This is a genomic window from Flavobacterium sp. (genome assembly GCF_044368625.1).
Lineage (GTDB): Bacteria > Bacteroidota > Bacteroidia > Flavobacteriales > Flavobacteriaceae > Flavobacterium.
This window is the reverse complement of record NZ_JBIPPD010000096.1, coordinates 1-11,718: the sequence shown is the minus strand read 5'-3', so window position 1 is coordinate 11,718 and position 11,718 is coordinate 1. Positions and strand designations below refer to the sequence as shown.

The 11,718-nt window shown below is 35.3% G+C and carries 13 protein-coding genes; 2 read left to right on the top strand and 11 right to left on the bottom strand.

Translation table 11 applies throughout. From position 1 onward, the window contains the following. The 10 genes from ACIQ2X_RS08830 to ACIQ2X_RS08785 all read right to left on the bottom strand — a co-directional run. The coding region (locus tag ACIQ2X_RS08830) for a F0F1 ATP synthase subunit A (protein ID WP_396178562.1) at positions 1-738 on the bottom strand (738 nt) is incomplete at its 3' end. 138 nt (positions 739-876) lie between these two features. Then, positions 877-1,263 carry a hypothetical protein gene (locus ACIQ2X_RS08825; RefSeq protein WP_396178561.1) on the bottom strand — a complete coding sequence of 129 codons (387 nt, stop codon included), beginning with the start codon at positions 1,261-1,263 and terminating at the stop codon, positions 877-879. Beyond that, positions 1,260-1,481 carry an AtpZ/AtpI family protein gene (locus tag ACIQ2X_RS08820; protein WP_396178560.1) on the bottom strand — a complete coding sequence of 74 codons (222 nt, stop codon included), beginning with the start codon at positions 1,479-1,481 and terminating at the stop codon, positions 1,260-1,262. The genes ACIQ2X_RS08825 and ACIQ2X_RS08820 overlap by 4 nt, the downstream gene beginning before the upstream one ends. A gap of 7 nt (positions 1,482-1,488) precedes the next feature. Further along, the gene (locus ACIQ2X_RS08815; RefSeq protein ID WP_396178559.1) at positions 1,489-1,854 is read right to left on the bottom strand and encodes a polymer-forming cytoskeletal protein; all 366 of its coding nucleotides are present in this window, start codon (positions 1,852-1,854) and stop codon (positions 1,489-1,491) included. A 1-nt stretch (position 1,855) separates the two neighbouring features. Continuing rightward, on the bottom strand, positions 1,856-4,627 hold the full coding sequence (locus ACIQ2X_RS08810) for a gliding motility protein (RefSeq protein WP_396178558.1): 2,772 nt from the start codon (positions 4,625-4,627) through the stop codon (positions 1,856-1,858). Positions 4,628-4,849: 222 nt separating this feature from the next. Then, on the bottom strand, positions 4,850-5,545 hold the full coding sequence (locus ACIQ2X_RS08805; RefSeq protein ID WP_396178557.1) for an ABC transporter ATP-binding protein: 696 nt from the start codon (positions 5,543-5,545) through the stop codon (positions 4,850-4,852). Positions 5,546-5,571: 26 nt separating this feature from the next. Continuing rightward, positions 5,572-7,056: a DUF5687 family protein gene (locus tag ACIQ2X_RS08800; RefSeq protein ID WP_396178556.1), complete on the bottom strand. Its 1,485-nt coding sequence runs from the start codon at positions 7,054-7,056 to the stop codon at positions 5,572-5,574. 224 nt (positions 7,057-7,280) lie between these two features. Continuing rightward, positions 7,281-7,949 (bottom strand): hypothetical protein, encoded by a 669-nt coding sequence (locus ACIQ2X_RS08795; RefSeq protein WP_396178555.1) that lies wholly within the window; start codon positions 7,947-7,949, stop codon positions 7,281-7,283. Next, the gene (locus ACIQ2X_RS08790; protein ID WP_396178554.1) at positions 7,946-8,500 is read right to left on the bottom strand and encodes a hypothetical protein; all 555 of its coding nucleotides are present in this window, start codon (positions 8,498-8,500) and stop codon (positions 7,946-7,948) included. Before ACIQ2X_RS08790 ends, ACIQ2X_RS08795 begins: the two co-directional genes overlap by 4 nt. Before the next feature lie 73 nt (positions 8,501-8,573). Beyond that, positions 8,574-8,909 carry a PadR family transcriptional regulator gene (locus ACIQ2X_RS08785; RefSeq protein ID WP_396178553.1) on the bottom strand — a complete coding sequence of 112 codons (336 nt, stop codon included), beginning with the start codon at positions 8,907-8,909 and terminating at the stop codon, positions 8,574-8,576. 236 nt (positions 8,910-9,145) lie between these two features. Between ACIQ2X_RS08785 and ACIQ2X_RS08780 the strand changes: the two genes are divergently transcribed. Both ACIQ2X_RS08780 and ACIQ2X_RS08775 read left to right on the top strand, forming a co-directional pair. Beyond that, the gene (locus ACIQ2X_RS08780; RefSeq protein ID WP_396178552.1) at positions 9,146-10,198 is read left to right on the top strand and encodes a 2Fe-2S iron-sulfur cluster-binding protein; all 1,053 of its coding nucleotides are present in this window, start codon (positions 9,146-9,148) and stop codon (positions 10,196-10,198) included. Positions 10,199-10,332: 134 nt separating this feature from the next. Continuing rightward, positions 10,333-10,641, top strand: a complete 309-nt coding sequence (locus tag ACIQ2X_RS08775; RefSeq protein WP_396178551.1) for a hypothetical protein — start codon at positions 10,333-10,335, stop codon at positions 10,639-10,641. A gap of 14 nt (positions 10,642-10,655) precedes the next feature. Here ACIQ2X_RS08775 and ACIQ2X_RS08770 read toward each other — a convergent pair whose 3' ends face one another. Then, positions 10,656-11,627: a glycosyltransferase family 9 protein gene (locus ACIQ2X_RS08770; protein ID WP_396178563.1), complete on the bottom strand. Its 972-nt coding sequence runs from the start codon at positions 11,625-11,627 to the stop codon at positions 10,656-10,658. Positions 11,628-11,718 lie beyond the last annotated feature (91 nt).

Below are 11,718 nucleotides of genomic sequence, written 5' to 3'. Positions count from 1 at the left end.
TGTAAGGTTCGAACTGAATGGAAAAAATGGAATTAAACCAATCAAGTTATTGATCCAAATAAAGAAAAATATAGTTAACAAATACGGCATGTAGGTTGCGTATTTTTTCTCACCAATATTAGGTCGTGCAATATCGTCTCTTACAAATGTTACTAAAGGCTCTAAAAACCCAGCAATTCCTTTAGGCGCTTTAGGATTTTTATTGTAAGATCTTGCTACTGCAAAAAACAATAAAAACATAATAATCGCCGACATGATCATCGAAAACACATTTTTAGTAATCGAAAAATCCAACGGTCTTGCGTCAAATACAAAAGCACCACTTTTTTGATCCTCTTGCGATAAAGCTTCGTATTTGTCTTTGTAAAAAATAACTTCGTTGTGTCGCACAAATTCTTGTCCGTTGATTTCTGCTACGTGATGACCTGAGTTATCATGGTGAAAATGTTCTGAAGAAAAAATTTCCAATCCATTATTGGTCCACAAGATAACTGGAAGATAAAAGGAAATGGGATGTCCGCCCCAATCGGCAATGTGAAACTCGTGCGAATCTCCAATGTGCGAATTGATCAATTCTGTTGCGTTAAATTCTTCCTTTTTATGAGTCGAATCGGCATGTGATGCAGCAGCAATTTCACTAGCAACAACTGTACTATCAACGGTGGTATTTGCAAATCCAACAAGCGGAATACATGCTACAAATGCAGCTAATAAGAATTGAAGTGATTTTTTTGACATTACCATTATTAAAATGTGTATCTAATATTACTATTCAAAATTTTTGCAAAGGTACATATTTAATTTACAATTGAAAATATATCAATTATTTTTTGTAAAATAAACCCAATACAAACAATTCCACAATATAAGTCGGTTTTAAACCTTATTTATTAAACGAACCGCAACCATCGTTTCGAAAAGCAAAAATAAAAAATAAGGAATAAAGAATGCGCCAACATCAGGAACTCGATTTACAATATCGGATTGTATCATTGGAATTAAAAAAATAACACAAGCCATCATTTTGAGCACGCCTGTTCCCATAAAAGTGTAACCAGCTTTGTCTGGAAAACTTTTATGCACAAAAAGTAAAAACAAGTAGGATGCTACTGTAGCTATAAAATGAAAAACGTAAACACTCCAGAGTGAATAATAAAATGGTGTGGTTACAAACAGCTGTAAAGTAATGGTGTATTGAATTCCAAAAAGCAACAGTGCAAAGGGTAGAAAAATCTTTAAAAAATTTAAAAACGGTCCGGTCATTTTTTATTTAGGTTTTTTACTTGCCTAATTACATTGTATAATGCAATGAAAACAGACAGCAAAGATAGTACAATAGTGAATACAGAAGAGTTGGTAAATTTTTTATCCAACCAAATGCCTAAATAAGTAAATGCAAAAATAATGACACCCATTTGGATTGGAATATTCATAAAAACGATCCATTTATTATTGGTTTTAATAGGGTTGTTTTCTTCCATTTAAAATTTATTTCTTTGCCGAAGGTTTCATTACACATGAAGCACTAAAGTCAGCCCCGGGCTGAACGGATAATTTTCCGCAGGTTACTTCGCCCGTGATTGATGCTTTGGATTTGACATTCAAAATTTCTTCTACTTTCAAAACACCGTCTATTTTTCCTTCAATATCGGCATTTTTGCACGAAACATCGCCTTTGATACTTCCTGCTGGTCCAATAACAATTTTTCCTGGAGTGGTAAAATTTCCAATCAAATGACCGTCCAAACGGAAATCAGCTTGGGAAATAATGTGACCCGTAATTTCGGTTCCTTCCACAATACGGTTCGTTTTCCCTAAAAGGTCGGTATACACTTTGGGTTTTTTATCACTCATTTTATGGTTTTTTGGTAGGAAGAACCGTCTCGTTGCTGATACTGGTAGGATTCAACTTTTCTTGGTTCGGACTCGGTACCGGTTTGGTTTTATTTTCTGCGCTTGGAACGGGTGTCACTTCTGTTTTTGGCTCTTCTGGAGTTTGAATTGCATCAACTGTTTTTACTTCCGAATTACTTTTGCCATAAGTTTCTAGGTTTTTTTGAATTTGAATCACCTTATAATTTTCGGTTGAAACAATTAAAACAGGTTCTTTGATTTTGAAGTCATTGTAATCTTGTAAAATCGTCACAATATCTTTCGCTTTCTCTTCCGAAGGAATGCCGTGTACAATCAGTAAAACTTCGTCCAAAAAGTAATTATCCACGGAATAGGACAACTTCTCTGCCGTTCGTTCCGAAGTGAATTTTTTTATTTTTTCAATTAAAATTTTGTCCGATGCATTGAGGGTATCTTTGATTTTGTATAGCAATTTCCACGAGGTAGGTTTTTCGCTATCAAATTTCAATTTTTGCAAATACGGAATGTTTTTGCTCAACAACACCTCGGCCGACTTGCCTTCTTGACTGTTTGGATAATTCAGTGCCACAAAATTGAGCGCCGTTTTATATTCTTCGATGCCTTTTAACTTTCCAACAATATTTGCTTTCAATAATTCAAATTTAGAAACAATCTCATCACCGGTGTACAAGTCGATAGCATCTTCCACTTCATTCAAAAGCGCTGTATTGGTATTGTTTTCGTACTTTTTGTACAAGCCTTCGTACTTTGCATCCGGCGTTTGACTCAGCTGTTGGGCATTTAAAGTTTCGTTGCTGATGATTTGAGCATAACGCGAATCGGGATATTTTGACATAATTTGCTGTTTCATCGCCGCCGCTTTGGAAGGGTCGATGATTTCGTAAATTTTGAATAAATTGTACATAGAAGGCAAAATCAATCGTTCTTCTGGGTCAAACTGAAGCAACTTTTCTAATTTTTCAGCCGCCAATTTATACTCCTTGAATTTTTCTTTATAAATCGTACCTAATTGATAGTAGGCAAAATTGCGGTCTTTGATCAACACCTCAACTTCTTCCTTTTTTGTTGGCAATTGCGAAATATAAAAAACGGGGGTAAATCGAGGATCTTGAGCAACTTCCTCCTCGTCAGTTTTCTCCTTATCATCAGCTGCAACAGCATCTTCTTCGTCTTCAGGGTTTTCGTCGTTGTTTTTAGCACCTTGGGACCAACGCCAGTTGTCGCCTAGATTTCGTTTTCCCCATTTTTTACGGAATTGATTTTTTCCATACGAAACTGTGGTAGGGTTGTAAAAATAAAAAGATTCCGTTGATTTCGGCCCGACATCAAAAGTAGGTGGCGCCATTGATTTACTTGCCATAGCAGGATTGTCTTCCTGCATCATACCGGCTTGATTGAGCAACTCGATTTCCTGCTGTTTTTTGAGCAATTCAGCAGCCTTTTTTTCTTGTTCTTTTAATTTAACAATATGTTTTTCAAAATAAGCCGTTTGAGCCTCATTCGACATTTGAAGCAAATTTAATATACTGTCATTTTTTTGCGCAATTCCTTCGTATTTGATCACATCCTCAAGATTCTCGCGTTTTTTCTTGATCGATTTATGTTCGCGCAATCGTGCATCCAAAACTGTCAATGTACTGTCATAATATTTTCCGGCGGTGGCATATTCGGCGTCGTCAAAATGTAAAGTTGCTAAATTTCTGTAATTCGAAGCGACTAAATATTGGTCTTGCATTTTCTTTTTTAGAGAGGCATTGTAGTACTTGGAAGCCTTTTTATGATTGTCTTGCTGGTCATAAAAAAGAGCCATTTGATGATTGATGAAATCCAGAAACGGTCGGTTTTCACGGTCTTCGAGCAAGTCGTTGAATTTTTCTAAAAAAGCAATCGTGTCGCCTTTTGTGGCATCAAACTCTTTGGCTTGCTGCAAATGTGCTTGAATAACGTAGCGTCTTGGCGATTTTCGTTTCATATCAATTACCGACTGAAATGCAGCAAATGCACTATCTTTTCTGCCCATTTTGCTCCATATTTGTCCAGTAATGAATTGATAACGTGCTTTTTCTTCGTCCTGTTTGGTAAATTTGGTTGCAATTTTTAGCTTTACCAAGGCGCTGTCTTTTTGTTCTAAATTTAAAAAGGCTTGTGCCAAAGTCGCGTTGGCATCGGCAAAGATTTGGTTTTTGAATTTAATTTCGCGCAATAGTTTACGAAGGTTGATTACGGCTATTGCGTCGTTTTCCATTCGCATGTTAGTTTTTTCGCGCCAAATTTTTACTTCGTAAATTTTGTCGCTTTCGGGGTATTTGTACAAAACATAATTAAATGCTTCCAGTGCGGGAACAAATCGTAAATCATAGTAACGGGCTTTTCCGAGCAAAAGATGGGCCTCATCCATTTGCGAATTGACTTCTCTCCCGTCAATATTCATCGAGCGCTTTTGGATGGCTTTTGTCGCTTTTTCTTCTGCACGTTGAAAGTTGGCATTTTTGGTTTCGTCTCCAGGCAAACTTTTTTGTTTTGAAACCACCATTCGTTCCACGGGAAGCAGGTTCCAAAAATCGTCGTTGTATTGCGTTTTTAAATCTTCAATTCCTTTTTCTAAAGCGATATCACCATTATACATCACGTTGTATTTGGTGTTTAAAGCTTGAAATTTACGGTTTATGAAGCGGTCTTTTTTAGTAGAACATGCAATCAAAATGCCGAAAATTCCGCTAAATAAAAGTAGTTTTATGAGGCTGTTTTTCAATGTAAAACGTTTTTAATCTAAACTTTTAAAAGTCGGTTTTAGTATATTAACGGGTAAAAATACGTTTCTTTTTGTAATGTCGAAAAAATAGAAGTAGTTTTTTGACAAAGCCAATACTAAAAATGTGCTAGTACCTATAAAAGTTTACCGCAAATTCGCAAATAAAGTTAGTTAAAAACACTACCAATTTGCGAATTTGCGGTAAAATAAGATTATTTTAGTTTACACCGCGAAGAACTCTTCTAATTCTTTCAATGTCTCGGTTGATGTTTGAATATCTTTTACCACTTCACCTTTATGCATCGCTACGATTCGGTTGGAAACCTCAACGGTATGTTGCAAATCGTGACTTGAAACTAAAACGGTCACATTGGGATCGTCAGCTAATTCTTTGATGATTTTTTTTAACCGAAATTGGGTGGTGGGATCTAAATTTGCAAAAGGTTCGTCTAAAATAACCACTTCAGGATTACCAATTAATGTGGCAATAATTCCTACTTTCTTTTGATTTCCTTTAGATAAATCACGTAAATATTTTTTGTTATTCAAAATTTCTCCGTTGAAAAATTCGGTGTGCTTTTCGAGCAAAGCATCCACATCTGCTTTGTTTTGGCCCCGTAAATCGCCAATGAAATAAAAATATTCTTCGGGGGTTAAATAGCCAATTAGGAAACTTTCGTCAATGAATGAAGCGGTGAAAGGCTTCCAGTCTTCGCTGGTGTTGACTTGAACATTGTTGTTGATAATGTTACCCGAAGAAGGCTGAATCAAATCTAATAAAAGCGAGAAGAAAGTGGTTTTTCCAGCACCATTGTTTCCCACTAAGCCGAAACTTTGGCCTTTTGGAATTTCTAAATGATCTATTTTAAGTACGGTTGTTCCGTTGTATGTTTTTGAAAGATTCTTTGCTTGTATCATCGTTTGGTTTTTTGAAGGTTGTAAAATTAATTTTCTTGTTGTTTGAAGCCATTGATCATCGCATACTTTTGTTTTTTGTAAAGCGATACAATTTTGTTCATTAGAATATTTCGCAATAGTAAACCAACAACGCCAAAAACAGTTAATGTAGCTGTGGCAATTATTTCGGTAGAAATCAAATAAGCAACATACCAAATTAAAAGCGGAAGAACCATTAGTGGTAATCCAACTAACCATTGTGCAGCTCCGGTTCCTTGATAATTCATAAATGGAGATTTCTCTAAATCAATTCTTTTTTTGTTGAAAGAAGTAGCAAAAAGCAACATGGGTATATTAACGCCTAAATTGTAAATGGCACAAGCCAAATTGAGCCAAAAAATATTCCAACCAAAATAGGCATAGGGTGAAGTTAAAATACCTAAAACGATGACTGAAAAAGTCATTAATCCCACTTTTGACGCTAGATATTGTTTCATAGGAATATTTTGCGCCATCATCATGTTGAAATAACCACTGTCCCAAGCCGGTATAAATTGGCCAAAATTAATCATAAAAATTCCAGTCATAAAAATTCCAACAAACACAAACATAGCTGGCGTTTCTTGATAACTTGGGTTGGGATAAAAAAGCAAACCATAGGCCAAAATCATTAATGACATATAAACGGTGGTTTTAGGTCGCTTATTTCTGAGAATTAATTTCAAATCAAGTTGTAAAAAAGGAGCGATGTCGCCAAAACGTTTGGTCCAACTCAAATCCGTAGTTTGAACATCTTTTGATTTGGTTTTAAGCGAAGAATCCAAATAGAAATTATTTCTCAAGTAGGCAAAATTCCAAAAATACATTCCGATGGACAACAATACTGGAACGATAACCAAGAACGGTTGTTTCAATAAAAGCGTAAAAAATTGACCAAATGCAATTGTAATTTTGAACACTTCAAAATATTCCAAACTTCCTAAAATAAGTGCAAGTATTAAATAAGGAAGCAAAGCTTTTAAATTATCGGCAAATTTTTTCTTGATTAAAAAATTGGCATAATTGACCGTTAATATCATTGTAAAGAGTGCAATCAGCCACATAATAACAGCAATTGGAGCGGCATCATTGTTGAGAATACAAGAAACAGAAAACGGAATGATAATGATTAAAGTGAGCGTGTTGTAAAAAGAAAATAAACTTTTGATTAAAACAAAATTGATAATCGTAGGACGATTGATGGGTACCACAAGTAGCGGTTTGATGTTCATAACAGGTAAACTTTGCATAAAAAACCGCAAGACCAGTTCGGCCAATAGCCAAATCAATAGGTAACTGTTTACTGCTTCAATTGGATGGGTATCGGGTTTTAATTCAAGAACGATATCTCTCAGAAATATCCCTAGAAACAGAAAGGAAATTAAAAAATACACGGCAAAAAAACCGAGGAAAATTTTAAGCCCCAAGCTTTGCCCAAAAGAAGCCGACCGAAAAAAGGCCTTCCACTCGAGCGTTAAAAATTTTTTAAACATAATTTTGGTTTTGTGGTTAAACCATTGGTAACAAAAAAAGAAAATTTGTTACAAAAACAGTGTTCAATTTTTTAAAAAACAACGTTTGTTAGAGCGAAAGTGATAGGTGTTATTTTGCGGTTTATTGTCCTGCTGCGGAACAAGCCTGTCTCAACCCATCAGGACAAGCTGTGCCTCAGCAGGACAAATATGTATTGCGCTAATGAACTTCATTTAGTTTCATTTTAAACAAAAATTTGTTGCTGGATTTCCTCCGTTACTTTTTTACTTAATTTAACGTAAAACAAAAATGATAAAAACGACATTGTTATGATAATTGAAGCAAATATTTTATAAGCAACAGAACTACTTAAATTTTGAACTCCTATTATTCCAACTGCATTGAAAAGGTTCGACCATAATGTAACTAAGTTCACTAAGTAGCCATAATTTTGCATCTTCAGAATTTTAAGATTGTTCTTTTTACTGTATTTCAATTGCTTTTTAGACCAATCAATAAGGCAAAAAATTATTGGTAGAAAAACAAGAGCCATAATGTACGGTTTTTCAAAAAAATTTAATGCTAAGTAAGAACTTGAAAAAATGAGAATTGTAAATGCCAGATAAGGTAACGTGAAATAAGTTTTCAGATGAATACCATATTCTTTTCGTTGCTTCTTGTTAATTAGTGCCACTCGCTCTTCCTCAATTTCTCTAAAACTGTACTTTCCAAAACCTTCTACCTTTGCTTTAATAACGGCTTTTTCAAAAGAAATCGTTTTATCTTCTTCAATAATAGCTTCGACACTCAAAATCATGTGGTCGAGAATTTCCATGTACACTTCGTAGTATTTGATTTGAAATGTCGAAATGTAGTTTTCGATGTAGGTTATTTGTTCTTGATTTAATCTCATACCTTAGAAAACTTTTTTACCATCTGAAAATGCTTGTAATAAAAATAAAAAGCAAACGGCAAGTTAACAACAAAAAAAAGCAATAAAGACAATTGGACGAATGACTGTTTCAAAATAAACAAATACACAAAAACTAATAAAATGGGGAAATAAAAATACTCAAACTGAAAACTGTATGTTGTTACCACTTTCGTCTTATTCATATTTCTTCTCAATAAAAAATACACTATTCCAAAAAAGACAAGTGCACTTTTAAAAATTGAGAGCATTCTATCACTAAAATGTATTTCACTTTTAAGCGCTAACAAAATACCAACTAATAGAACTGTTAGTAAAACAAAACTATAATGAAACAAGACTTTGTTAAATAAACTTTTGACAACGATTTTAGGAAAACTATTCTCCAAACCTAAAAGCCACTTTTTAGACTCCCTTAATTCGGGTTCCCAACGTTCAAAGACAAGTTTACAAGACTCTTCAAATGAACTATTGTTAGTAGTAATTTCGCTTTCAATTTCGCACAAAATATGGTCCGCTATTTCTACCTTCAAATCTACAAATTTGAGGTTTCGCTGCTCCAAATAGCGATTTATTAAATCTATTTGTTCACTAGTTAATCTCATCTCAATAACTCAATTTAGGATTCACAATACTTTGCATGTTCTTAATAAAATCTTCCAATTCTGCTAGTCTATTTACCGTTTCAGTGGTGCCTTTTTCAGTGAGTTTATAGTATTTTCGCATTCTGTTGTCCACTTTTTCCACCTCAACATCCAGCAAGCCGTCGGCTTCTAATTTATGTAAAGCCGGATACAAAGCACCTTCGGTAATATTCAAGTCGCCTTTGGTGATTTCCTTTACTTTTTGCGTAATTTCATATCCGTACATTCGGCCGTTTTCCTCCAGAAGTTTCATGATAATCGTTACGAGACTTCCTTTATACAATTGCGAATTTTTCATTTCAAATACATTTTTTTGGGCGTTTCCCTCCGTAAAAACTCCGGGTCGGGCTATTCGCTCTATCTTTTGTTCCGTCCCGAAGGGTCGGGACTCCACAAAAGGATGCCGCTGCTATCCCTAACGCAATTACAAACATACATAAGTTTCTTATACATAACAAATCTAGGTATATAAATCTGATCATTATCATTATAAGAAAACTATTGTATTTAGTATCTTTGCCAAAAACAAAATTCATGTCATCATTTTATAAATTAAGTGTAAAAGAAGTTCGCCGAGAAACACCAACATCGGTTTCTATTGCATTCAACGTTCCAGACGCGTTAAAACCCAATTATACATTCACTGCCGGACAATATTTGACTCTAAAAATAAATTTAGACGGTTCCGAAATTCGTCGGGCATATTCTATTTGTTCTTCGCCTGATTCAGGAGAATTGAGAGTTGCTGTAAAAGCAGTAAAAAATGGTGCTTTTTCTCAATTGGCAAACGCAAAACTCAAAGCCGGTGATTTAATCGAAGTGGGCACTCCCGAAGGAACTTTTACTTTTGAACCCAATTTAGACCGTCAAAAAAATTATGCCGCTTTTGCTGCCGGAAGCGGCATCACGCCCGTTTTATCCATTTTAGAAACCGTTTTAAAAAGCGAACCCAAAAGTACGTTTGTATTGGTTTACGGAAACAAATCGCCAGAAGAAACTATTTTTCACCAAATCTTGCACGATTTACAACTGAAATATGTAGGACGGTTTTTTGTACATTATGTGTTCAGTCAATCCAAATCTGACCATGCGCTTTTTGGACGAATTGAAAAATCAACAGTCAATTTTGTGTTGAATAATAAATACAAAGACATCGATTTTGACAAGTTTTACCTTTGTGGTCCCGAACAAATGATCAATCTCGTGAGTGATGTTTTGAAAGAACACAACGTTCCAGAAAAGAACATCAAATTCGAATTGTTCACTTCGTCTTCAACCGAAAATAAAATAGATCAGTCGCTTGAAGGTCACACCAAAATCACGGTTTTGGTCGACGATGAAGAAACCACTTTTGAAATGTCGCAAAAACAAACCGTTCTCGAGGCCGCGTTAAAGCAAGGTTTAGACGCTCCGTATTCGTGTCAAGGCGGCATTTGCAGCAGCTGCATTGCAAAAGTAACCCACGGAACTGCCGAGATGAAGAAAAATTCCATCCTAACCGACGGCGAAATTGCCAAAGGATTGATTTTAACCTGTCAAGCTCATCCTACTTCGGCAGAATTGTATGTGGATTATGATGATGTGTAAGCCTCCCTTAACCCCTCCGAACTCCGATAGCTATCGGAGGGGAACTTGGAGTAGGTAGATTGAGAGGTAAAGGCATCTTTTTTATTATTTGTTCGTCTTACTACTTAATTCTTCCGTCTTAATACTTTCCTTAGATGAAAAAGCCTCTCGATTTCTTCAAAACAAATCTTGCTCTTTTGGACGAACCCGAAGTACAAGAACTCTTGGCGTATTGTGAAAGTTTAGAGAGCGAATTGGTGGATTTTAAATTTGAGAAAGCCAAGAATAAAGAACTCATTATGCTCGACATGCTGAAGGAAGTAGTTAAAAGTTGTGCGGAAATTCAGAAATTAGAAATGGAACACGAGCGCTTTGGATATCCGCTCCCCGATTATTCGGAAGCGATTAGAAGTTTGAAAAGTTACATTTATGAAATGAACCGGATTAATAAATTAAGGATTTAATCCGCAAAGACTTGCTAAAGCAAAGATGTGATTTTTTCAACCACTTTTTCGGGTGTAATACTTCGCATCGCATCCTCATAACCGTCCACTTTTTTATTTCCGTAAACCGATGTTGGCAATAGCGGAAATTTTTCTCTTTCCGCTGTCAAACAATTTTCTAATGGTTGATTGAATGGTGCAAAACCCGCAAAGGGATGGGTCGCACCCCAAAGTGTGACTACTTTTATTCCCAACATTGCAGCAATATGAGCGTTTCCAGAATCCATAGAAAGCATTGTATCCAGGTTGGCAATGATTTCGAGTTCTTGTGGAAGTGTTACTTTTCCGGCAAAATTTTCTACGTTGTTTTTACCTTTGGTCATTTCATCTAGCAATAAAATTTCTTTTTTTCCGCCGCCAAAAAGAAAAATTTTATAATTTTCGTTTTCTGCTAATGAATTAATCACTTGTTGCATCAAATCCAGCGGATATACCTTGGATTCATATTGTGCAAATGGGGCAATTCCGATCCATTTCTGGTTTTGCTTGGCTGGATTTTTCGGCAAAGTTGGAAATTGAGGGTTTTTTATGTCAATTGGAAAGCCCAATTTTTCAAAAACAGTTTGATGTCTTTGAACCATTGTAGGCAAAGGTTTGAAGATTTTATTTTCGGGACGCGTGAGTTCTTTTTTTCCTTTCCGACCTTTATCCACAGTTGCTGTTTGGTATCCATTTAATGAAAAGAAAGCAGTAAGTACTTTTGAACGCAACACATTATGCAAATCAGCCACAGCATCGACATCAAGCTTTTTTAAAGTTTTAAAAAGTCGGAACAAACCCAGAAAACCTTTGTGTTTTTTTTCTAAATTAATCGGAAAAAAATGTACTTCTGGAATGGTATCAAAAAAAGGTTTGAAAAAAGGTCTGGAAACCACTGTGATTTTCACACCCGGATGTTGGCTCACGAATGCACTCAAAACAGGAACCGTCATCGCGACGTCTCCCATTGCGGAAAGTCGGATGACGGCTATATGTTTGATTTTTGATGACAAATTTTAATAGATGTATTTAAAGTAATTATTTAAAAATATTACAAAA

What these genes read in the sequence shown, in the direction of transcription:
- ACIQ2X_RS08825 (WP_396178561.1), bottom strand. Translation starts at nt 1,263, where the DNA reads ATGACCGGACCGTTTTTAAATTTTTTAAAGATTTTTCTACCCTTTGCA.
- ACIQ2X_RS08820 (WP_396178560.1), bottom strand. Translation starts at nt 1,481, where the DNA reads ATGGAAGAAAACAACCCTATTAAAACCAATAATAAATGGATCGTTTTT.
- ACIQ2X_RS08815 (WP_396178559.1), bottom strand. Translation starts at nt 1,854, where the DNA reads ATGAGTGATAAAAAACCCAAAGTGTATACCGACCTTTTAGGGAAAACG.
- ACIQ2X_RS08805 (WP_396178557.1), bottom strand. Translation starts at nt 5,545, where the DNA reads ATGATACAAGCAAAGAATCTTTCAAAAACATACAACGGAACAACCGTA.
- ACIQ2X_RS08800 (WP_396178556.1), bottom strand. Translation starts at nt 7,056, where the DNA reads ATGTTTAAAAAATTTTTAACGCTCGAGTGGAAGGCCTTTTTTCGGTCG.
- ACIQ2X_RS08795 (WP_396178555.1), bottom strand. Translation starts at nt 7,949, where the DNA reads ATGAGATTAAATCAAGAACAAATAACCTACATCGAAAACTACATTTCG.
- ACIQ2X_RS08785 (WP_396178553.1), bottom strand. Translation starts at nt 8,909, where the DNA reads ATGAAAAATTCGCAATTGTATAAAGGAAGTCTCGTAACGATTATCATG.
- ACIQ2X_RS08780 (WP_396178552.1), top strand. Translation starts at nt 9,146, where the DNA reads ATGTCATCATTTTATAAATTAAGTGTAAAAGAAGTTCGCCGAGAAACA.
- ACIQ2X_RS08775 (WP_396178551.1), top strand. Translation starts at nt 10,333, where the DNA reads ATGAAAAAGCCTCTCGATTTCTTCAAAACAAATCTTGCTCTTTTGGAC.
- ACIQ2X_RS08770 (WP_396178563.1), bottom strand. Translation starts at nt 11,627, where the DNA reads ATGGGAGACGTCGCGATGACGGTTCCTGTTTTGAGTGCATTCGTGAGC.